Source organism: Novosphingobium sp. TK71 (assembly GCF_055361505.1).
Genome location: NZ_JBSZKA010000001.1, coordinates 1,960,423 through 1,982,500, shown reverse-complemented (window position 1 = coordinate 1,982,500; position 22,078 = coordinate 1,960,423). Strand labels below are relative to the sequence as shown.

General features: G+C 64.2%; 21 protein-coding genes (1 of these 21 cut by a window edge). 4 read left to right on the top strand and 17 right to left on the bottom strand.

The genetic code is table 11. The features are described 5' to 3' along the window. The 3 genes in view from ACXJ16_RS24570 to ACXJ16_RS24560 are tightly spaced (at most 2 nt apart) and all read left to right on the top strand, a layout consistent with a single transcriptional unit that may run on beyond the window. On the top strand, nt 1-985 hold the 3' portion of the coding sequence (locus tag ACXJ16_RS24570) for a TonB-dependent siderophore receptor (RefSeq protein ID WP_054436428.1). Its footprint begins 1,145 nt before the window's first position; only the last 985 of its 2,130 coding nucleotides appear in the window; its start codon lies beyond the left edge, outside the window; the stop codon is at nt 983-985. Between the two features lie 2 nt (nt 986-987). Beyond that, a complete protein-coding gene (locus tag ACXJ16_RS24565; RefSeq protein WP_054436427.1) occupies nt 988-1,548 on the top strand; it encodes a hypothetical protein in 561 nt (186 codons plus the stop codon). Continuing rightward, the gene (locus ACXJ16_RS24560; protein WP_454798723.1) at nt 1,533-3,038 is read left to right on the top strand and encodes a PepSY-associated TM helix domain-containing protein; all 1,506 of its coding nucleotides are present in this window, start codon (nt 1,533-1,535) and stop codon (nt 3,036-3,038) included. The genes ACXJ16_RS24565 and ACXJ16_RS24560 overlap by 16 nt, the downstream gene beginning before the upstream one ends. On the opposite strand, the gene ACXJ16_RS24555 is transcribed toward ACXJ16_RS24560, so the two are convergent. Then, complete coding sequence (locus tag ACXJ16_RS24555; RefSeq protein ID WP_054436426.1) at nt 3,010-3,471, bottom strand: Lrp/AsnC family transcriptional regulator; 462 nt, start codon at nt 3,469-3,471, stop codon at nt 3,010-3,012. The genes ACXJ16_RS24560 and ACXJ16_RS24555 overlap by 29 nt on opposite strands. Before the next feature lie 137 nt (nt 3,472-3,608). Here ACXJ16_RS24555 and ACXJ16_RS24550 point away from each other — a divergent pair, with 137 nt between their 5' ends. Next, nucleotides 3,609-4,664, top strand: a complete 1,056-nt coding sequence (locus tag ACXJ16_RS24550) for a Leu/Phe/Val dehydrogenase (RefSeq protein WP_186000062.1) — start codon at nt 3,609-3,611, stop codon at nt 4,662-4,664. 8 nt (nt 4,665-4,672) lie between these two features. Here the strand turns inward: ACXJ16_RS24550 and ACXJ16_RS24545 are convergent, their stop codons facing one another. The 16 genes from ACXJ16_RS24545 to cpaB all read right to left on the bottom strand — a co-directional run bounded on the left by ACXJ16_RS24545 (nt 4,673) and on the right by cpaB (nt 21,505). Continuing rightward, a complete protein-coding gene (locus tag ACXJ16_RS24545; protein ID WP_185999221.1) occupies nt 4,673-5,593 on the bottom strand; it encodes a GGDEF domain-containing response regulator in 921 nt (306 codons plus the stop codon). Next, entirely contained in the window at nt 5,590-8,442 is a 2,853-nt protein-coding gene (locus tag ACXJ16_RS24540; protein WP_054436424.1) for a hybrid sensor histidine kinase/response regulator, read from the bottom strand. The genes ACXJ16_RS24545 and ACXJ16_RS24540 overlap by 4 nt, the downstream gene beginning before the upstream one ends. Then, nucleotides 8,439-8,777 (bottom strand): hypothetical protein, encoded by a 339-nt coding sequence (locus ACXJ16_RS24535; protein WP_054436423.1) that lies wholly within the window; start codon nt 8,775-8,777, stop codon nt 8,439-8,441. The genes ACXJ16_RS24540 and ACXJ16_RS24535 overlap by 4 nt, the downstream gene beginning before the upstream one ends. Nucleotides 8,778-8,984: 207 nt before the next feature. Next, nucleotides 8,985-10,190 (bottom strand): GGDEF domain-containing protein, encoded by a 1,206-nt coding sequence (locus tag ACXJ16_RS24530; RefSeq protein WP_231635776.1) that lies wholly within the window; start codon nt 10,188-10,190, stop codon nt 8,985-8,987. Between the two features lie 127 nt (nt 10,191-10,317). Continuing rightward, nucleotides 10,318-11,328 carry a response regulator gene (locus ACXJ16_RS24525; RefSeq protein WP_292636583.1) on the bottom strand — a complete coding sequence of 337 codons (1,011 nt, stop codon included), beginning with the start codon at nt 11,326-11,328 and terminating at the stop codon, nt 10,318-10,320. Between the two features lie 29 nt (nt 11,329-11,357). Beyond that, nucleotides 11,358-11,780, bottom strand: coding sequence for a hypothetical protein (locus ACXJ16_RS24520; protein ID WP_231635774.1), 423 nt, complete (start codon nt 11,778-11,780; stop codon nt 11,358-11,360). A 39-nt stretch (nt 11,781-11,819) separates the two neighbouring features. Then, the gene (locus ACXJ16_RS24515) at nt 11,820-12,257 is read right to left on the bottom strand and encodes a TadE/TadG family type IV pilus assembly protein (RefSeq protein ID WP_463923315.1); all 438 of its coding nucleotides are present in this window, start codon (nt 12,255-12,257) and stop codon (nt 11,820-11,822) included. Between the two features lie 8 nt (nt 12,258-12,265). After that, on the bottom strand, nt 12,266-12,439 hold the full coding sequence (locus tag ACXJ16_RS24510; protein WP_054436420.1) for a Flp family type IVb pilin: 174 nt from the start codon (nt 12,437-12,439) through the stop codon (nt 12,266-12,268). Between the two features lie 74 nt (nt 12,440-12,513). After that, nucleotides 12,514-14,331 (bottom strand): TadG family pilus assembly protein, encoded by a 1,818-nt coding sequence (locus ACXJ16_RS24505; RefSeq protein WP_054436419.1) that lies wholly within the window; start codon nt 14,329-14,331, stop codon nt 12,514-12,516. Nucleotides 14,332-14,333: 2 nt separating this feature from the next. After that, nucleotides 14,334-15,056: a tetratricopeptide repeat protein gene (locus ACXJ16_RS24500; RefSeq protein ID WP_132469605.1), complete on the bottom strand. Its 723-nt coding sequence runs from the start codon at nt 15,054-15,056 to the stop codon at nt 14,334-14,336. Next, a complete protein-coding gene (locus ACXJ16_RS24495; protein WP_185999219.1) occupies nt 15,053-15,949 on the bottom strand; it encodes a type II secretion system F family protein in 897 nt (298 codons plus the stop codon). The genes ACXJ16_RS24500 and ACXJ16_RS24495 overlap by 4 nt, the downstream gene beginning before the upstream one ends. Then, nucleotides 15,949-16,851, bottom strand: a complete 903-nt coding sequence (locus ACXJ16_RS24490; protein WP_185999218.1) for a type II secretion system F family protein — start codon at nt 16,849-16,851, stop codon at nt 15,949-15,951. The genes ACXJ16_RS24495 and ACXJ16_RS24490 overlap by 1 nt, the downstream gene beginning before the upstream one ends. Beyond that, nucleotides 16,845-18,212 (bottom strand): TadA family conjugal transfer-associated ATPase, encoded by a 1,368-nt coding sequence (locus ACXJ16_RS24485; RefSeq protein WP_185999217.1) that lies wholly within the window; start codon nt 18,210-18,212, stop codon nt 16,845-16,847. The genes ACXJ16_RS24490 and ACXJ16_RS24485 overlap by 7 nt, the downstream gene beginning before the upstream one ends. Then, complete coding sequence (locus tag ACXJ16_RS24480; protein ID WP_054436414.1) at nt 18,209-19,375, bottom strand: CpaE/TadZ family protein; 1,167 nt, start codon at nt 19,373-19,375, stop codon at nt 18,209-18,211. The genes ACXJ16_RS24485 and ACXJ16_RS24480 overlap by 4 nt, the downstream gene beginning before the upstream one ends. 1 nt (nt 19,376) lies before the next feature. Continuing rightward, on the bottom strand, nt 19,377-20,555 hold the full coding sequence (locus ACXJ16_RS24475; RefSeq protein ID WP_082370258.1) for a type II and III secretion system protein family protein: 1,179 nt from the start codon (nt 20,553-20,555) through the stop codon (nt 19,377-19,379). Nucleotides 20,556-20,560: 5 nt separating this feature from the next. Beyond that, nucleotides 20,561-21,505, bottom strand: a complete 945-nt coding sequence (cpaB, locus tag ACXJ16_RS24470; protein WP_054436413.1) for a Flp pilus assembly protein CpaB — start codon at nt 21,503-21,505, stop codon at nt 20,561-20,563. Nucleotides 21,506-22,078: the final 573 nt, after the last annotated feature.

Genomic DNA, 22,078 nt, shown 5'->3' with positions numbered 1-22,078 from the left:
CCGTCTGGTCGAGCAGGAATCGGTGGATGCAGATGCCATCGGCGTCGCTCTGCCGGGTAACAGCGCCTTTGACGGCGATTTCGCTTACCCGAACTTCGGCGACTATGCCGTGACGGCCGACTTCAAGACCAAGATCGCCAGTGTCTACGGCCTGGCACGCATCTCGCTGGCCGATCCGCTCAAGGTCATGATCGGCGGCAATGTCACCAATGCCAAGCGAACCGGCATCTCCTATGACACGCCCTATTCGTTCGACCGGACCAAGTTCCTGCCGTTCGCCGGCCTGACTTTCGATCTCACCGGCACTCTCACCGCCTATGCCAGCTATGCGACGATCTTCAGCCCGCAGGTGCAACTCGCAGCGGACGGATCGATCCTCGATCCCCTCGAAGGCGAAACCTACGAGGCCGGCATCAAAGGCGCGTGGAACGATGGCAGGCTCACCGCCGCCGTGGCCGTCTTCAAGACCAGGCAGGACAATGTGGCCGAATCCATCGGCTTCGATCCCGACCTTGGCCAGACGCTTTACAGAGGTGTCAACGCCAGGTCGCAAGGCGTCGAAGTCGATGTGGCGGGCGAGCCGCTGCCGGGCCTTCAGCTCTCGGGCGGCTATGCCTATGTCGATATCGAGGATGACCAGGGCGATAAAGCCCGGACCTTCATTCCGCGCCACACGGTACGGCTGAGCGCGGTCTATTCCCCGCCCTCGCTCGACGAACTGCGCATGGGTGTTTCGGCCCGGTACCAGAGCAGGATATCGCAGCTTTACGAAGCCTTCACCGCCGATGGCGAAGATGCGACCATGACGCAGAAAGGTTATGCTATCGTCGATCTCATGGCCCGCTATCAGGTGACGAAGAACGTGTCGCTCGCAGTGAACGTCGATAACGTGACGAATGTGAAGTACTGGACAAGCCTTCAGTGGGACCAGGCCTACTACGGTGCTCCGCGCACGGTGCGCGGAACGGTCGGCTTCAGTTTCTGACGATGGCCGGGGCAACCCTCACCGGCGCGCTGGCGCTTTGTGCGGCCGGTCCGCTGCTGCTGCGCTACGGATGGCAGCGCAGCAGGGCCGTGGTGGCCATCGCATGGACGGCGATGGCGGTTGCCACGGTCCTGCTGGCAGCCGGTGAAGGCGCCTGGGGACTGACGGCGGGCGCAACCGTCTCGATGACGATGGCACTGGCCGTGATCGCGCAGGCCGCTGCCGCTACCCCGGCGCCGCAGCGCACACCGCGTGAAAGGGCGCCCGCGCCGCTGCCGGTCGGCCCGGTGGACTGGCCCGATATCGCGCGTCGCTGCGGCGTGTTCCTTGTCGTCGTCGGGCTGGATCTTGCTGCCGGGCTATGGCTCGCCTGGGTGGTGCAACGCGCGATGTTCCGCGCCGGCAGCCACGAAGCCGATGCCACGGCAACGGCGCTTTTCCTGCTTCCCCTGTTGTGGATTGCGATGGCAAGCTGGCAGATGACCTGCAGGACTCTCTCGGCGATGATCCCCGCGCCGGTCGCGGTCGCACTGGTTGGAGGGATTGCATGGCTGGCAATGTGAAGCCTTCCGAAGGACTAGTGCAGCGCGCCCTTGCCGGCCATGCCGCAATCGGGCTGCTGATAGGGGCTGCGCTCTATCTCGTCTGCCTGTCCGGCGCATTGGTCGTCCTCCAGGAACACCTGCAGCGCTGGGAGGAACCCTCCGCCGCCGAAATGGCCGAAATCTCGCCGCAAGCCGCCCAGCGCGCTCTGGAAGGCCTGCTCGCGCGGCAAGGAAAGCCAACCACTCACGCCTTCATCCACCTGCCGACCGAGGGCCTTCCGCGCGTGGTCGTGACGACCGATAACGGTGCGGCCTACGTCGACGCCGCGGGGCGCTACGATGCCCCGGAAGCGCACGTCTGGACCGAGTTCGTCCTCTTCCTCCACTACTACCTGCACCTGCCGATGTTCTGGGGGCTGCTGCTTACCGGAACCTTGGGCATCATGCTCTGCGCAGCAACGGTCACCGGCGTGATCGCCCATCCGCGCATCTTCCGCGATGCCTTCCGCATGCGCCTGCGGGGCAGGCCGCAACTCAGCCGGTCCGACCTGCACAACCGCTTCGGCGTCTGGCTGCTCCCGTTCGTGGCCGCGCTGGGCTTCACCGGCGCCATACTGGGCCTGGGACAACTGGTATTCCAGACCATCGCCGCGGAACGCCATGCCGGTGACTTCGAGGCTGCTTACGGCCCCCTGTTCGGGGCCGAACCCAAGGCCGATACCAGCCCTGCACCCTTAGCCCGCGCGGACCGGGCCCTGGCATGGATGGCCGCTCACCGTCCCGGTCACCGCGTGACCTATGTGACGATCGAGGAACCCGGCACCGCTGGCCAGCAGATTGCCGTGCTTGCCGACCACGACCGGCGCCTGATCTACGGCGAGACTTATCTGTTCGGAGGCACCGGCAACTATCGCGGAAATGTCGGCCTCTCGGACGGACGGACCGGCCAGCAGGCCATCGCCTCGATCTACAAGATGCATTTCGGCACTTTTGGCGGTGTGCCCGTGGAAATCGCCTATTTCCTCTTCGGCCTCGCGCTCTGCGCCATCATCTCGACGGGCACGACGCTCTGGCTGATGAAGCGCCGTGCGCGCGGGCGGCCCTCCACCCGCCTTGAAGCGCAATGGGCGGTGACGATCTGGGGCAGTCCGCTCGCGCTGGCCTTGGTCTACTGGCTGCGGGCGATTGCGGGTGCCGAAGCCCCGCTGGTTCCGGTGTTCTGGGGCCTGCTGGTACTGGGCCTCGCGGCCGCAACGCTTCGCCCGGCCGAAATCACTTCGGCGCGCCTGCGCACAGCGCTGGGGCTCGCACTGCTGGCGACGGGGATAGGCCATTTCGCGCTGGCGCCGACCCATCCCGCAAGTTCGGTGGCGATCGACCTGGCGCTTGCCCTGTCCGGTGCAGGCCTCGGCCTGCTTCCACTGGCCCGCCGCAAGGCGAACGCCGCGTTTCCGAGCGCCGGCGTCCCGGAAAACGCGGTCAGATCGGCAACTCGGTCGTCGCCTTGATTTCCGACAAGGCCACGATCGAGTTGATTTCCTGAACGCCGGGAAGCTGAGACAGCTTCTCGAAGAAGAATTTTTCGTAAGCCTCGATATCGGCGGCGACGACGCGGATCAGGAAATCGATCGAGCCCATCAGCACGTAGCAGTCCAGAACCTCTGGAAATTCCCGGATCTTGGCGGAGAATTCGTCGAGATTGGCGCGGCCATGGGCGTTGAGCTTCACTTGCGCAAAGACATGGGCATCGAGGCCGACCTTCTTTCGATCTACCAGCGCCACCCGCCGCTTGATGTAGCCCTCGCGCTCAAGCCGATCGATCCGGCGCCAGCATGGCGAAGAGGACAAGCCCACCCGTTCTGCGATCTGCGCCGTAGTCTGGCCTGCATCGCGCTGCAGCTCGCGGAGAATCTTGCGCTCATAGGGATCAAGTTCGGTCATTTCATTCTCATATCATGTATTCTCGGGTCAGTCTTGCCACAAAACTAGCTTCCCGCACCCAAATGAGGAGAGAAATCTCCCGCCCGGCCTGCGACAATGCTTGCGGCAATTACGCCAATCCCGACTGGAGTTCGAAAATGGTCGCCCGCGCCAGCCGCATGACGCCGCCGATGGAATATGTCCGTCTCTACGACGAAGCTGCCGGCCTTGACGGTGTAATCGCCATTCACTCCACCGCGCGCGGACCGGCTGCCGGCGGCTGCCGGTTCTGGACTTACGCCGACGAAAGCGCCGCCATGGCAGACGCTGTGCGTCTGGCCGAAGGCATGAGCTACAAGAACGCCATGGCCGAACTGCCCTTCGGCGGCGGCAAGGCCGTGCTTCGCCGTCCGGCCGGTGCGTTCGACCGCACAGCCCTGTTCGAGGCTTTCGGCGAGGCTGTCGAACGGCTCGAAGGCCGCTATGTCACGGCAGAGGATGTCGGCACCAGCGTATCGGACATGGAGGCGGTTGCACGCCACACGAACCATGTGGCCGGCCGCACGGCACTGCCCGGCCGCGCCGGGGGCGATCCTTCGCCCTGGACCGCGCTCGGAGTGTTCGAGGCCATGCGCTTCGCTGCGGGGTTCCGTTTCGGCGGCGGCCTTTCCGGCATGACGGTATCGGTGCTTGGCGTCGGTAACGTCGGTGCACACCTGTGCGATCTGCTGGCTGAAGCCGGCGCCCGGCTCGTCGTGGCCGATATCGATCCGGCCCGCTGCGCGCGGATCGCCGAGAAGCATGGCGCCAGCATCGTGCCGGTCAGCGAGATCTCAGGAGTTGCCGCCGATGTCTTCGCGCCTTGCGCCCTTGGCGGCGTGCTGGATGCGGCAACCGTCTCGGCACTGCAGGCCCAGATCGTTTGCGGAGCAGCCAACAACCAGCTCTCCAGCGAAGATGTCGCCGGCCTCCTGCTGGAACGCGGGCTGGTCTACGTGCCCGACTACGTCGCCAATGCAGGCGGCATCATCAACGTCTCGGCCGAGTACCTTCACGAAAGCACCGATGAAGTCCGCCAGCGCGTCCTTCAGATCGGCCCCCGCGTGTCTGCGCTTCTCGATGAAGCGGCGCAGGACGCACTCCCGCCCTCGACCGTCGCGGACCGCATCGCCGAGCGGCTGATGCAGCCGGAACGGGTTGCCGAGCCGGCCTGACGCAGCCGTCAACCCAGGCAGGTCACCTGGAACTGGGTTCCGACGATCCGGTCCCGGCCTCCGACCTTGCTAAGGTAGAGCTGCTTGTCCGCTTCCGCGATCCACCGTTCAGGCGTCATGTCGCCAGTGCAGCGCGCACTGGCGACACCGATGCTGACGGTAACGTAGGAACTGACCTGCGATGTCTCGTGAGGGATCTGCAACGCGTTGACCTGCCTGCGGATTTCCTCCGCGACCTGCCGCGCGGAAGCCGGGTCCGCGCCGGGCAGGATACACACGAACTCCTCCCCGCCATAACGGGCCGTCACCGCCGTAACGCGGCGCAAGGCTCGGTTGAGCGTGGCCGCGATCATGACGATGCAGCGATCTCCGGCAACATGTCCGTAGGTGTCGTTGAACTGCTTGAAGAAATCGATGTCGAGCATGATGACCGACAGCCAGTCACCACTGCGGCACATTCGGGACCACTCTGCCTCCAGCGTCCGTTCAAGCTGCCGCCGGTTGCTGAGCCCGGTCAGCGCATCGGTTACCGCCAGTTCGGCCAGCTTGTCGCGAAGGCGCTTCAGCTCGACATGGTTGCTCACCCGAGCCCGCAGGATGGCGGGCTGGATCGGCTTGGCCACATAGTCGATCGCGCCTAGCGAAAGGCCCCTCATCTCGTCCTCGGAATCGTCGAGGCCGGTCATGAAGATTATCGGCACGTCCGCCAGCACGGGATCGACCTTGAGCTCCCGGCAAACCTCGAAACCGTCCAGCCCCGGCAACACGATATCGAGCAGGATCAGGTCCGGGTCCACCGTCCGCGCCGTTTCGATCGCTTCCTCGCCCGACATGGCGAAGCAGACGTCGTAATCGTCTTCGAGCACGGCGTTCATGATCTCGATGTTCGCGACATCGTCATCGACGATGAGGATGGTCGCCTTGGTCACGAAGGCATGCCTTCCGATGCGGCCGCCCGGCTGCTTCCCGCAGGTTCCATGGGCACGTCATCCAGCAGGGCGAGAGCCGAGACGTAATCGAGCTTCTGGAGTGCGCAATGCAGGGGGTGATTCAGTCGCTCGGCATCGGACAGGCCCATCGCCCGCGCCATCCTTTCGAAGGCATGCCGCGCGCCCAGACTGCGACGATGCAGCAAGCCGCGCAGTTCCTCGCGGATGGTGCCGAGATCGGAGCCGGTGTCCACCGGCAGAACCAGTCCCAAGGATGATGGCGGCGGCGGCTCCGTGGAAAGTGTGCGGGCAGCGGCCACGGCTCTGTTCAGCTCTGGAACGAGCCCGACAAGTGCAGACTGCGCCTCGGCAACAGCATCCTGTGCGAGCAGACGTTCAACCTCTGCCGCGCAGGCTTGCAGCGCGCGCAGTTCCAGCGAGCCCGCCACGCCCTTGAGGCTGTGCACCAGCCGCCGGGCATCGCCGATCTGCCCCGCCGCAATCCGCTCACGCAGTTCCTGTTCGGCATGGGCATAGGAATTGGCGAAGCTGATGACCAGCTTGCGCAGCAGGGCCTCCTTGCCATTCACCCGTTTGAGCGCGGTTTCGAGATCGAACGGGCCGAGCTGCCGGGGCAGCGCATCCGGAGAGTGGGGGGGCACATCGGGCCCCGCGGGCTCCGCCGCGAGCAATCCGACGGCAGGCTTCAGCCAGCGATTGAGAGTACGGAGCAATTGCGAAGGATCGACCGGCTTGGCGACGTGATCGTTCATGCCGACAGACAGGCAGCGCTCCCGTTCGGTTTCGAAGGCGTGAGCGGTGATCGCGATGATAGGCAGCTGGTCCGCCGTCCAGGTTTCGCGGATGATCGTCGTTGCCTCGATGCCATCCATTTCCGGCATCTGCACGTCCATCAGAATCGCGGCATATTCAGCGCCGTGTTCCATGACCTTTTCGCAGGCGATCCGGCCGTTTTCCGCGCTGTCCACGATCAGGCCGGCGTGCGTGAGCAACTCTATCGCGATCTCTCGGTTGATCTCGTTATCTTCCACCAGCAGGACGCGCAGGCCCCGTAAATGCGGCTCGACCTTGCCTTCCGCCACCGATTCCGTCTGCCTGGGAGCGGGCGCCCGTTGCGCCTCGGCGAACAACGAGGTGATCGTATCCAGCAGAGCCGCCGGGTCGATCGGCTTAGTGAGGAAAGCCGAGACCCCCGCCTCTCCGGCTTCGGCCGCCATCTCGTCAATCGCATAGGCAGTGACGATCAGCGTCACCGGCGATGGCGCGCCGTGCTGCATGCGCCGCAAAGTCCGCACCGCCTCCATGCCGTCCATGCCCGGCATCTTCCAGTCGAGCAGGACGAGATCATAGGCCGCCCCCTGCTGCGCCGCACTGGCGAAGGCGGCCACCGCCTCGTCCCCGGAGGAAACGAGATCGACGTCCATCTGCCAGTCGTTGAAGATCTCCTCCACGACCTGACGCGCGGCTGCGTTGTCGTCCGCCGCCAGAACGCGAAGCCGGCGCAGATACGGTGCGGGCATCGCATCTGCGCGCCTGTTCGCGTGCTCTGCGAAGACCATCCGGCAGGTGAAGGTGCTGCCAAGGTTCGGCGCGCTCTCCACGCCGATGTCACCGCCCATCTGCTCCACGATCTGGCGGCAGATCGCCAGCCCCAGACCCGTTCCGCCGAACCGCCGGGTGGTGGAATTGTCCCCCTGGGAAAACGAGCTGAACAGACCCGCCTGCTGCTCCGCAGACATACCGATGCCGTGATCCCGAACCGAAAGCTCGATCGTGAGCCGCGAGGAATCCCGCGAACGCACATCGACCGCGATCGTCACCGCGCCCCGGTTGGAAAACTTCACGGCGTTGCTGAGGAGATTGAGCACGACCTGCGAGAACCGCAACTCGTCTCCGATTACAGCGCTCGGAACCTTGTGATCGATCTGCGAGACGATCTGCACGCCCTTGGCACTTGCCTCCACCGTGAGAAGCTGGACTTGCCCGGCAATCGCCGCGCGCAAATCGAAAGGCCTCGCTTCCAGCGTCAGCTTGCCCGCCTCGTTCTTGGAATAGTCCAGGATGTCGTTGATGAGCCTCAGCAACGAGGCGCCAGCGCCGCTGATCCGCTCGACATATCCGCGCTGCCGGTCGTCAAGGTTCGTGCGGCCAACCAGATGGCAGAAGCCCATGATCGCATTCATGGGTGTGCGTATCTCGTGGCTCATGTTCGCCAGGAACATGCTCTTGGCGCGGGTCGCATCCTCGGCCTCGCGCGTGCGCGCTTCCAGCGCGGCGTTCTTGGCGACGATTTCCTCGCTCATGCGGCCGATCCGGTCGAAGCTGGCGAGCAGCATCTTGTTCAGCCAGATCAGCACGGCAGTCTGGAAAGCGACGATCGACGCATGAAGCAGGACCCGCTCCAGATTGCCTGCAGCCGGGAACACCGCATAGGGAAGCAGGTAGAGCAATAGCAGATGATGCGCTGCAATCGCCCCCGCCGCCACGAGGATGGTCTCGCGGTCCAGCCAGGCGATGGTCAGGGCCAGCATGGCGAAGAAGTACATATGCATGTCCATCTGCCACGGGTGTCCGCGAAGCAGGAACAGCAGCATCGCCGGTTCCGCCATCAGGGCGACCGCCGAAAGATAGCGGGTGGCGGGCGCCGTACCGCAGCGTCGCCATGTAAGATGGTAGGCCAGAGCGACGATGGCGGCGGCAAGCCCCGCCCGGATCGGCGATAGCCCCATCGCGTGTGCAACCACGGCCTGGAGCGGTACATGCCCCCAGAACAGGGGTATCAGGAAGCGGCCGAACTGGTTGCGCAACTTGTCGAGAACACCGATCACGGCACGGAACCTTCTTCGGAAATGGAACACCCCGGCGGCAGGGGCGCCGGCTCCACGAGCCAGGCGCCGGCAGCGCGCAGGTGAGACGCGAAGTCCGGCGAGGCGGACGAAGCGAAGATGACGTTGGGAATCCTGGCTCGCTGGAGAAGCCGGCCGTCAGCCGACCGGACAAGACCGATCGTTCGCGACAACGACCAGTCGGTCGGGGCCACGACGATGTACTTGCCATCGGCGGCATCGCTCCAGACCGAAGCCACCAGCAGGGCGGTCAGCCCGGAAGCGAGGAGAACCGCCGCCGGCACGAGATCACGCAGCCGGAACGCCTGTTTGTCCAAGGCTCCCGGCGCAGCCGCGCCATGCAGTTCCTGTCTTCCGCTGAATACCCTGGTCGATCGCAAATTTGTCCCCCCCGGTCCAAACTGTATCACTTACCTTGATTAGGTATTGTTTTGGTAAAGGTTTCTCAAGCGGGATGCCTCGATTTACGGCGGGGATTCGCGCCTGCGGTTTCGCGCCGGTGGATAACCGGCCCTAACGCTTCCTCAGGCGCGGGTCGGCGACGCGGCCGCGATCGAAAGCACGTCGGCCGAAGTCGCGGGAACGTGCGCCTCATGCAGCGCTGGAATGCTGGACAAGGCCGTATCCGCAGGCGTCGCATCGCGATGACTTGAACGGTTCCTGCCCTGTCGCTTGGCGTCGTAAAGCGCCCTGTCGGCAATCGCCTGCAGTTCTTCCAGCGCAAGCGAGCCTTCCGAATATGTCGCGCAGCCGATGCTTAGCGTGCCGCCGTTCCCCCGCGCTCCGATCCTGGCGAAGCCCTGACAAAGAGTCTTGCCCAGCGTCAGCGCCGACAAGGCGCTGGTACCGGGTAGCAAAACGGCGAACTCGTCTCCACCAAGCCGGGCATAGACCGCATTTTCGGGCAGGGCCGAGTTGAGGAACACACCCAAGGCGATCAGCAGACGATCCCCTTCAGGATGTCCGTAGCCATCGTTGATCGACTTGAAATGGTCGATATCGAGCAGCAGCAAGGCCCCTTGGCCGGCTTCCGCACGCAGCAGGGCATTCGCGCGCGCTTCGAAGCCACGGCGGTTGAGCAGCCCCGTCAGCGGGTCGTGCTCGGCCAGTTTCACGATGCTCTGTTCGCGGCGCCGACGCAGCGTGCCGACAATGGACAGCGCAAGGGCCACTTCCATCATGATCCCTTCGAACAGCGAAACCGAAATCATCAGGCCGCTGTAATGCGTCAAGTTGATGAAGGCCCCAGGCAGAAACACCGCGAAAGCCTTGAAGAGATAGAATGCCCCATGCCCGAGAAAGGCGAAGGCCAGCACCGTGGTATCGGGGTCTCGCCGTTTGCGCAGCCCGCCCAACAGATCCGCACATTTGAGCGAGAGCAACGCAACGATCAGCGAATTGGTCAGCGCCAGGACCTGCGTTCGCGCGGGCCCCTCAGGCACGGCCAGCATCGCCAACCAGGCGATCAGCACACATGTCCATGCCTTGGGCGGACGCTTTCCGGCGAAGGCGGAAGTACCGAAGAGAAACGCGATATGCGCCACCACCAGGAGGCCATTGGCCACCCAGATGCCCGCAATGAAGAACCCCTGCTCCCGCAGCGGCGTGATCGTGCAGCCCGCCACGATCGCGCCGAAACCGGCGCTCCAATATGCCAGCGACCGCTCCCGCAAGAGATGCCATTCCAGCATAAGGAATGCGGACGCCACGAAGGCGATCGCATTTGACATGAACAACATTGTCCGCGGGTCGGTAGTCATCAGGCCATTCACGTAGGTCGGAACGGCGGCTTTGCTAACGATTGTTGGTAAACAAAGCGTTCCTGATCGCCGAATTTTCGAGTCAGCCCGCGCCCTGCTACCGGGTGGAAGCAGCCGACCGCTGGCGAAGCTGTTCGGTAAGATAATCCAGCAGGGGCAGTTCGAACTTGGGATTGATGATCAGGAAGTGACGACGACGATCCTGCTCATCTGGCAATCGACAGAGCACACCTTCCCCAACCAGTCGCCGCACCAGCCGCAGCGCCGTGCTCATCGGTGCGCCGGAGGCGATGCAGGCGCTCGATACCGAAACGCGCCGGCCTTCGATCTTGGCCAGCAGAAGATCGAGCAACATTTCCCAGGCTGGATCCCCGAACAGTTCGCCGCCGCCGATCTCCCTGCGTTTCATTTCCTTGCGCAGCAGTTCCCGGATGTAATCCGTCAACTGCCCGGTTTCGGAAGCGGGCGCATTAACCCCGGCGACCGGCGCCTTGATCTCATCTGAAGGAGCTACATCGGCCCGCCGCGCGGAAGCGTCCGGGTCATCCATCAGGATCGCAAGGCGCTGAAGTTCGGTGCTCAGGCTGGAAATCTTTCCCAGCAGCGAGCCTCTCGCCTCCGGCGTCTGGCGCAATCCCTTGATACGCTGCAACGCCTTGCGGAGATCCGACTGGTTGACCGGCTTTTCCAGGAAGTCGACAGCGGAAGCCCGCATCGCGTCGATGGCGACATCCTTGCTGGCATAGCCTGTGGCCATGATGAACTGGAGCCGCCGCCCCCGCATCTCGGCGCTTTGCGAAAGCGCGTGGATCAGCGCGATGCCATCCTGTCCGGGCATATTGTAATCGACGATCGCGATCGAGATCTCGTGCTCCTCGAACAGCTCCATCGCCTCTTCTGCACTTGTTGCGACAACCGGCTCATACCCCATGAGCTGGAGGCTGAACGCACACTCGCTGCCGAAGTCCTCGTCGTCATCCACGATAAGGACCGGCTCGGGCGGCGTATCGTCGTGCACCGGATATTCGCTCTCATTTTCCGCGCTGGCCGGTCCCGGATTGAGAATGGCCCCAAGTCGCGTTCGCCAGGTCGGTGTCATCACGTTCATGTGCAAAATAACCTCGTCTGAGCGGGCCGCTAGGTGCCGGGCAGGACTTGCTGAAGTCCGACGCAGAAGATGGCGATGGCCATGATGGCCGCCGAATCAGGCCGTCGAGCGACGGTCCGGAACTGTTGGACTGCTGCCAGAGCCAGCAGGGTCAGCGCCGTGATCGCAATCACGAAAAGCGCCCCCTCGACGCCCAGCCAGGTTGCCCCCGCCGCCAGCAGCTTGATCTGGCCGCCGGTCAGGATCTGGAGCTGCATTCCGGTGCGCAGCGCAGCCACGCCCGCGGTTACCAGCAGCAGGCACCCCAATCCGGCGGCAACCGACCAGCCGACCGCCGGCAGGCCGCCCCGAGCGCCCGCGAAGGCCAGGCCGCCCAGCGCAATCGCCACATAAAGCAGATCGGAAGGCTTTCGCCCTTCCCACGGCAGGACTACCGCCGGCAGAAGCAGCAATATCAATACTGCTATATTGAAGTATCCCATCCCGCCCATTCAGTATCCCCCGTTCGTCACGATCACGCTTGCCTCCAGATTGGATGATGGCAATGGGATGAAATTCCCATACTTCATGATGGGACTGGCAGCCATGTCATAGCTGACCTTTACCTTGAACAAGCCGGTACCATCCGATGCCGCCGTGATCACCGGCGACGAACCTCCGCCAAGAATTTTCCCGTAGCCGTCGATCACTTCTTTGGCCCGTGTCTCTGCAATCGATACACGTTCCTGAGTCGACAATCCCGCAACCGCGGCGCGGGCGCCTTCGGCTGCGGCATGACGCACCCCGATGAGAGCACTGAAGTAGATCGAATAGACGAATATCCCGAAAACCAGGGCGAGCAGCGCCGGAGCGAGGAAAACGAACTCCAGCGCTGCCATGCCCCTGTCGCATTTCAGCAGTCGACGGATCGGATCAGCTGACATGCGCATCATCCTTGTCAGGAGAAATTGTCGATCATCGTCTGGAAGGCGCCGGTAAGGCCGCTTCCGAATGCAGTTCCGATAGAACTGATGGCCCCCACCACAATTGCTCCCAACACTGCATATTCAACAGCCGTAAGGCCGCGTTCATCAGCGATCAGACGCGCAAAAAGCTTACGAATGGTTTTCATGGCTCAATACTCCCCATTTCCTCCGATTAAAATTCCGTAACCGGTGGAGGTATCCGGCTCCGGTCTTAAGAAATCTAGATCAATACGGGCACGCCGCAGCGCGCACCTGTTACCCATACTGTTGCGTGACCGAGCTGGATCCCCAGCGCCGCCAACAGATTGTCGAGCAGCGGATCGACCGTCCCGCCGACCAGTGCGCTGACCGGGGTCACGATGGCGCTGAGAAGCGCGGACCGCACCGCCGCGGTGTTCGCCTCGCAAACAAGCGGAATGCAAAGGCCCAGAAGGTTGACCTGCAGGCCGTCCGGTGCCGAAATGCTGCTGACGAGCGAAGTCAGGAGCGGGCCGACCTGCGATCCGTTGCCGATCGACGCGGAGCGCCCCGGTGCTGCCGGCGTGCCGATAGTGCCTTGCCCGCCGGGTCCGAACACCAGCGCGGCGCTGTTGCCGAGCACCGGCTGCGCGATCGCGCGCGCCTTTACATCGATGATCGGGATGCCCAGCAACGATGAGCTGATGATACTGGCCTGCTTGATGTCGGCCGCGGTCAGCGACGGGATAGGCTTCGTCATCGCATTGGTCGGCGCAGTGCCGATATAGGCATTGACCAGACCGCTCGTCGCATTGACCGTCACCCGGGTGTCGACCTTCTGCTCCGTACTGCCCGCGCAGTTGATCGACGCGACTTCGGCCCGCGCCGCCGCCACATCCAGAATGACGGGAATCTCCGCCGAGAGCAGGTCCTTGACCACGGGCAGCTTCAGGTTGACCAGTTCGATCAGCACCTGCAGCCGCAGCATCGAGGTTCCGGCAACGGTCTCTCCGGCAGGTCCGAAGGAAAAACGGGGGCGGTCCATCGGTCCGGACGCCACCGCCCCGACCCTGACCGTGCTGCCCGGCACCAGCAGGCTCACGGTATCGGAAAGATCGATGGCCCCGGGGCCTGCCTGCGCGGCGAACGAGATGAGCTGGTAGGCATTCATCCCGGCACGCAGCGCCGGCTTCACGTCGGCCTCGCCCACCGGCATGTTCTTCCACACGCCGAGACCGAACAACCCTGCCATCGGAACCTGGTAGCCATTGGTCACTTGCGAGGCGAAGGCTGTCAGCCCGGCCTTGGTCGCGGGATTGGTCGTAGCGCTGGCGGCGGCATTGGCCACGTCCTTCAGTCCGTAGCTGCCTTGCACGAGCTGACCGTAAGTGCCGGTGAAATTGGCGTTCCGGGCGAGGGCATCGAAGAACAGCCCGGCATCGACATCGCCGTTCATCATGCCTTCGATATCGGCGGTCGAAAGGCGAAGCTTGATGCCGAGCAACGCGCCGAGCAGGTCGTTGACGAGATTGACCAGGGAATTGGTGACGGTGAGAAGACCTGAGGTGATCCCGACGCCCGCCTCGTCCACCCGTGCCGCCGAAGCGGTAGCTCCCAGGTCGGGTATGGGGCTGGCATCGCCCAGAACCCCGGTGAGATAGCGGCGGGCGGATTTTCCGGTGGTCACACGAACGGCATTGGCAAGACCGTTTCCGGGGCAGCGGGCCATCGTGGCATCGAAACGCTGCTCGCTCGACAGGCCGGAATCCGCGCAATAACGGCCCAGTTGCACGGACTTGAGAACCGACGCATCGTAACCGTTGCGAACGAGATAGTCCCGCGCACGGCTTTCGGCCTGAAGCGGGTTCATCGCAGCCGCCAGCGCTGCCGCCTCGGTAGCGGCGCGTAGGTCCCGGTTGCCGAGATAATAGAGCCCCACATCCAGCGCGAGCCCCGCCGCGCCAACCAGCGACACGCCCAGAACCGCCACCATAGGCCCGATCACGCCGCCTTGATCGCCGCGCAGTTCCCGCAAAGGGCGCAGGCGGCGCGATCGCAGCGATGCAGCAAGGCGGCCCATCGTCACGGCTCCCGCGAAGCGGTGGCAGGAGGCGCCAGCATCAGCGCCGCCTGTTCGGCAATCTGCTGACGCAGCCTGGCCTTTTCCGTGGCATCGCGAACCTTCGACAACAGCGCGTCGGCTTCGCCCCGCCGACCGGCGACCGTCAGCGCGAGAGCAAGGTTGTTACGGACCACCTCGTTCCGGGGCGCCAGGTCATAAGCGCCCTTGAGGGCCTCAATCGCTTCGCCGGGCTGCCCCTGCCGCAACAGCGCATAGCCCAGCGCATTGCTGGTGAGCGGATTAGCGGGGCTCGCCCTCAACGCCGCGCGATACTCGGCGATGGCTTCCGGCCAGCGTTCCTGCGCAGCCAGGACATGCCCCCGGATCTCGATCGCCTCGGCGCTGCGATCCGTCGCAGGGATCAGCGCGAGGGCAGTTTGCGCTTGCCCCATCTGGCCAAGGTCAAGGAGGCAGTTGACCCGCAGGATGCGCGCTTCGCGGTCTCCGGGATACTGGCGATCGAAATCGTCGAGGAATGCGAGGGCGGCGCGCTGCCGGCCATCCTTGCGGGCCTGCTGGATAAGCACGAGGTAAAGCGACCGGGTTGATCCGCCCTGATCGAGATCGAGCGCCTCCGCCGCCTTCGCAGGCGCGATCGGCGAATGCGCGGGCAAGCCTCCCACGGCGAGCACCGTCAGGCCGCCTGTCGCGGCGAGATACCTGTAAATGTGTCGGATCGTCATGAGGAAGCCCCCCCAAGAGTATCGAGAATGGCGGCAACCGGCGGTCCCGCCAGCACGATGAACAGCGCCGGCATGAAGAACACGAGCATCAGGATTACCATGCGCACCGTGATCGAGCCGATGGCTTCGCGGGCGCGAGCGACCCGGCGCTGCGAGAATTCGCGGATGAATTCGCGCAGCGAAGGCACCAGCTCCATGCCGTGGAACAGCGATTGGCGGAACACCGTGGCCAGTTCGCGTGCGCCGTTTACCGCCACGCGCGAGGCCCAGCGATCGAACGCCAGCTGGTAATCCTGACCGCGATCGAGATCCTCGACCAGCATGGCCACCAGCCGGGCGTGATTGGGAACCGCAACCCGTTCCTCGCGGGCTATGCCGCGGAAGCACTGGTCCAGCGAGACGCCGCTTTCCAGCATCATCAACATCAGGTCGAGCAGGAAGGGGAATTCAGCCGTCAGTATCCGCTCACGCGTCGCTGCGCGCATCTGCAGCACATACTTGGCGCCGATGTAGGTCAGTCCCGCGAGGGCCAGCGTCGGAAACAGCGGACGGAGCGGGTTGCCGTTGATGACGAAGCAAGTCGCCATGGAGGCAAGGGCAACGCCGCCCGCCGCGGCGAGCCGCAGCCAGGCAAAGGTCTCCAGCGCATTGGCTTCGAAGTAGCCGGCCTTGCGCAGCTTCTGTTCGATTTCGCTGCGGTCGCGCCCGCGCACGGTGAACATGCGCGGCAAGGGAAACGGCAACTTGCCCGTCAATCCCGTGGCAGCGCCCGAGGCACCGTCGATGCGGGCGCGCAGGCGGTTGTCTGCGTTCAGCAGGCGCACTCCGGCCAGCACCATCAGCAGACTGCCAAGGGCCAGGCCGAAAAGCAGGAAGGAGGCCAGCGACTGCATCAGAATTCGAGCCTCAGCATGCGGCGGATAATCAGCACGCCCACCGCTTCCAGCCCCAGCGCGACGAGCGAAAGCGATTGCCCGCGCGGGTCCTTGATGAAGAACTCGAGATAGGAGGGGTTCATCAGCACCAACCCCACCATTGCCAGAAGCGGCATGGCGATCAGCACGCGCGAGCTGACTTTCGCCTCCGAGGTTGCCGCGACGAGCTCGCGCCGGATGCGCAGCCGTTCGCGCAGGATATGCGAAAGGTTGCCGAACACCGCGCCGATCGAACCGCCGTAGCGCAGGTTCGTGCGGATGGCGGCCGCAATCATCGAGACTTCCGGCACCTGGATGCGGTCGGCAAGCTGCTGCATCGTCTCGGCTACCGGCGCGCCCATTTCCAGCCGCCGCGCAGCCGTGTCGAAATAGGAGCGGACGACCGGCGATGCATCCGCCAGGGCGCGTGCCAGTGCCTGTGACAGCGAATTGCCCACCGCCTGAAGCTGACGCACACCGTCGAGATAGAGCGGTAGGGCTTCGGTAAGCGCCTCCACGCGCTTGCGGGCGCGCTCGCGAAGCCATGACAGGCCCGCCATCGGCAGTCCTAGCAGCAGGGCCAGTGCAGCGACCGGTCCGGCCAGCACCAGCACGAGGAAGACCAGCGCGAGGCCGATGCCGGCGAGCAGTCGTACCGTCGGCACCGTGATTTCGAGCTGGGCCTGCGCCATGAGCGGAGCGATCCGCTCCGGCACCGATATGGCGGTGACAGAACGCACCGGCGCGGCTTCGGGACCGGCCATCGCGGCAAGACGGCGATCGATGGCGGAAAGGCCCTTGGCGCGTTCGCCGGTAAGGTAGAACGCGATCAGGCCCACGATCAGGAAGGCAAGGATAAGATAGGCCCCGCCGCTCACCATGCCGCGGCCACTCCATTGGCGACGCGGGTCTTGGTCAGGCTCGGCATCGGATAGTCCTTGAGCCGCGCGGCATGATAGGGCCGGGGCGACAGCGTCTGGAACGTCCCTTCCCCGGACATCGGCGGCTGCTCATCGAAGCGGAAGAGTTCGTTGAGCGTGAAGGCATCGCCTTCCACGCCGGTCACCTCGGTCACCGAAGTCACGCGGCGGACGCCGCTGCTCAGGCGCTGGATATTGACGATCACATGGACGCTGTTGGCCACGAAACGGCGCACTGCCCGGATGTCGCTTTGCTGCCCCGCGAAGCCCAGCAGCATTTCAAGTCGCGAAAGCGCGTCGCGCGGCGAATTGCCGTGCAGGGTTGCCATCGAACCGTCATGCCCGGTCGACATGGCCTGAAGCATCTCCACGGCTTCCACGCCGCGCACCTCGCCAAGGATGATCCGGTCGGGCCTCATGCGCAGCGCGTTGCGGACGAGATCGCGGGAGCTGACCTCGCGGCTGCCATCGACATTGGGAGGACGGGTTTCCAGCCGGACGACGTGGTCCTGGCAGAGCTGCAGCTCGGCCGCGTCCTCGATCGTCACGAGCCGCTCATGATTGCCGATGCAACTGGAGAGCACGTTGAGCAGCGTCGACTTGCCGGCACCGGTGCCCCCGCAGATCAGGACATTGAGGCGCGAGCGCACCGCGCTGGTGAGGTAAGTCGCCATCGGCGCGCTCATCACTCCGCTGGCGACGCAATCGTCGAGGGTCAGCGCCTGAAGGCGGAACTTGCGGATCGATACCAGCGGCCCGTCGAGCGCGATGGGCGGAATGACGATGTTGACGCGAGAACCGTCAGCCAGGCGCGCGTCGCAGAACGGTGTCGCCTCGTCCACGCGCCGCCCGATCGGACCGACGATGCGCTGGATGATATTCATCAGATGCGCGTCGTCGCGAAAACGCGTTTCCACCCGCGACAAGAGACCGCCGCGCTCGGCGTAGATGGTATTGGCGCCGTTGACGATGATGTCGTCGATCGTGTTGTCCCGCAGCAGCGGTGCAAGCGGACCCAGGCCGACGACTTCGTCTTCCACGTCCTCGATCAGCAGCAGCCGCTCGGCGCTGTTGAGCGCAAGCTGCCCGCGCCGGCTGCGGCTGTTGATGACCTGTTCGATCTCGTGCCTAAGGGTGCGCTGGTCGAGCGATTCCGCGGTGACGCCCTGGGTTTCCAGCTGTTCGATCACCTGCTGGCAAGTGAGCGCCTTGACCGCCTGGTAACTGTCGCTCATCCGCTGCGCGGACGGCTGTGTCACCGCAGACTTGCGGCGGCCGGCCGAAAGCCCTTCGTGCAGTTCCTCGTTGGTGAGAAGGCTCATGCGGTGCGCTCCACCGAGCGCAGGATCGCGCGGCGCATCCGGTCGATGCTGCCCTTGCCGCTTTTCACGGGCGCGGCGATGTTGCAGGCCCGGCGAACCGCCTGGATGTACGGTCCGCTTTCCCGGTCGAACATCAGGGGACGCCCGGCATTGAGCGCGTTCGCAGTCCGGATCCGGTCGGTCGGCACGCCCATGAGCGCCTCGATACCCAGCGCGTCGGCCATCCGGCGACCATCGAGCAGGATGCGCGGTTCATAGTCCCATACCATAAGCCGCGTGCGCGATCCGCTGGCAGTGTCGAGCGACACCTTGTCCATGAGGCGACGGCACGCTTCCAGTTCACGGATCGACTGGCTGCAGACGATCTCGATCGCCTGAGCCTGCGACGCCAGTTCGCGCAGCAATCCGCCATGGCGCAGGCTTCCGGCACAGACCACCACCTGAACGAAATTCGCGCGAAGCAGCTGGATCAGGCCGACGACATCATTGGGACCGATGCCCACCGGCTCGCTGCCGGTGCCACCATCGAAGGTGATGAGCGAAAGCCCGCTCGCCTCATGGCGCGCCAGTGCGTCGGCCAGCAGGCTGGTGTCCATCCGGTCGAGATCGGCGACGGCGGAGGCAAGGCCATAATCGACCTTGAGATCGAGATAGGCTTCGGCCGTACTGGAAGGCAGGGTAAAATCGACAAGCAGGGTCGGGGTTTGGTTGAGGCTGAACGCCAGGGCCATGTCGGTGGCCAGCATCGCGGTTGCCTCGCGATCGTTACCCAGAACCATGGTCAGGCGGCCCAGCCGGCCCTGCGTGGCCAGCGCACTGTTGAGCACGCGCGTCAGGATTTCGGAGATTTCGGTGCCGCTCGCGCTGCGCGGAAGCACGTCTGCCGCGCCGGCCCGGATCGCCTGCAGCACTTGCCCGGCGTACATATCCTCCGTGGCCACAACCACGGCGCGTCCGGGCGCGGCCTGTGCCACTTCCCCGATCGACGAGGCCAGCGAACGCTCCGCCGGCACCGAGGCGTGATCGATCACGACGATGCCCGGCCCATCGACATCGCCCTGGTCGAGCGACTGCACGATCTCGACCGAGACATGCTCGCCCATCGCTTCGGCAATGCGCTGCGCCAGAGTGCGGTCTACCGAGAGAAGGTGGATTTTCGGCATGTCAGGGCCTCACAACGCCAAAGGCGGCAACGGCTTTCTCCACCCCGTCATTACCGACGATCATGTCGCCGATGCCGGGATCGAGTTTACGGGTGGCATTCGTCAGCAGCGGTGGAACCGCATCGGGCTCGACCAGGCGCGGCGTGGCCACGATGATCAGCTCCTGCCGTTCCTTCTGGTTCTGCTGGCGCTTGAAGAAGGCGCCGAGCACCGGAATATCGCCGAGGAAAGGCACCTTGTCCTTGGTCACCGCGCTATTGCTATAGTTGAGGCCAGCAATCACGAAGCTCTGGCCGCTGCCCAGTTCCACGGTCGTCTCTGCCGAGCGGCGACGAATTCCGGGAACCACGTAGCCCTGAAGCTGGACACCGTTGTTGTAGTCCAGTTCGCTGACTTCGGGAGAAAGCTTGAGCACGATATGCTCGGGCGAGAGAACATAAGGCGTCACGGACAGGCGAACGCCGAATTCCTTGTACTGGATCGAGATCGTATTGCCGGTGCCGCCGGTGTTCTGCGGCACCGGGACGGGAAACTCGCCGCCGGCCAGGAAGCTGGCCTGCTCGCCCGAACGCACCAGCAGCGTCGGCTGCGCGAGCAACTGCGACAGCCCGTTGGAAGACAGCGCGCTGAGGATCGCCCCGATCCCGTGATTGCGGGCAGAGAGGAACAGGTTGAAGGCGCTCTGGATCGGCGCCGAACTGTCGATAGACAGGCCATCGTTACCGAAGCTGGCACTGTTGAGGCTGCTAGGCGAAATGACCGCGCCCTGCAGATCTCCGGCCAGCTTCGAGAAACTGAACCCCAGCGCCTTGAGCGTGGAACTGGACACGGCTGCGAACTGGACGTCCACCGCAACGACCTTCTCGCCCGGACGATAGTTCGCGTTCTGCGCCGACATTCCCGGCGCGCCGACCCGCACGTTTCGCTCGCCCAGCACGGTGCCGTCCTGCGCGAAGACGGTCAGGAGCGCATCCCCGGTCGCCAACGCCTTGATCCGCAGCGACTGCGCCGTAGGCGCCGAAATGCCGATCACGTTTTCGCGGCTGACTTCCACCCGGCCGATTGCCTTGGGGAAGGACAGGGTGCGTTGATCGTCGACTTGCAGGCTCTCCTGTTCCTGCGCATGCGCGAAGGCCGGGGCCAGCGTCGACGCGCAGGCCAGCAGGCAGGAGGCAATCATGGCTTTCAACGCGATCCACTCCCCGAATAGATGACTTGGCTATTTCCTCCGACCACCAGTTCGATGGGTTGCGACCCGGAGGGCTGGCTTGTTTTAGGGCGGGATGCGGGCCGGGCTGCCGGGCGCGGCCTTGGCGCCTGGACCTGCATCGGACGCGGCGCGGCATAGGCGGGCGCGGTCCTGGGAATGGACATCGAGGCAGCCTGCGCCACCGCGACTTCCACATTGTCCTCAGGGTTGCGCAGTGACAGGTAGAGCGCGCCCGTGCTCTTCGCGAGCGAAAGCTCGGAAACCTGCTCGGGCGAAAGTGCCAGGGTTACCGTGCGTGCCGGAGGCGGCTCGGCGCTCACCGCGCCTTCGACAGCGCCGGCCGGCTGGGCGCCGACGACAGCCTCGCCCACGGCCAGCACGGGAACCCGCTGCAGGAGCGTGCGCGCGCGGCTGACGCCATTTGCCCGCGCGCCGCTCAGGGCATCCTCGCCCGGATAGACCACCTGCACGTCCACCCGGTCACCTGGCCGGACCAGTCCGGCCACGGCGATTTCCGCCGTCGTGTCGATACTGATGGCGCGCATGCCGATCGGCACCCGGATCGCGAGCTTGGTTTCCTGCGCGATGGCCGTGCGCGGGATCAGCGAATTGCCCTGGATGTCCCGTGTCGCCACTTTTCCGATGATCTCGGCAGGTGTTACAGCGGTGGGGAACTTCGCCGGATCGGACTTCGCATTGCGGATCATGTCGGCGGTGATCGTCTCACCCGTCCTGATGTCACGCGTGGTGGCGGCAAGCACTGCAAGCGCCGGTTCCGGCTTGCCCGAAGGGACCCGTGCGGCGGCATCCGCCACCGGCTTCGCAGCCCGGCCGAGCTCACGCACGCCAAGAAAAGCGAAGCTGCAAGCAGCAATCAGGCCGACGCCGATTGTGAGCTTCGCTTTCGAACCAAGGCGCATGCCAAATTCCCCCTATCCCTTGCGCTTACGCAAACCGGATCGACTGCCCCGACGATCCGATGTGGAGATTTCTACGTCGATGAACGGACGCAATCGCCGTCTTGCGTATGGATGATAGCGGTTCTCGGAATTCATCCGATATGGAGAAATAGCCGATGCGAGGGGAATCGTCGCAAGTCGATTGTCCGGCTCAACTTGAGGACAACGCGCTTCCTTGTCTTGCTCGAGCAAATTGCGCGGCAATCCAGCAGTTCAACTCGTCGCAGATGGAACTGCAACCCAAGCGAACATGTTCGGATCGGTTCTTTCCCGTGTTCCGAATTGCAGCATTGAGGGCGAAAATGGATGCAGACGCAATGGCAATTTAGGCATTCAACCAGCCTGTTGCGAATTGGCACACTTATGCACACCTGGCGATTTGAGGCGTGAAGTGCGATTTTTCAGGGGATTAACATTTTGTAATCGCCTTTTCGGCGACATGATGAAAATGACCGTTAGCTGATTTACTTACGACCTAACGTGAATTTATTTTCTCTTTCCTTCGCAGTTGCGAGATGCAAGGACATTCCGCAA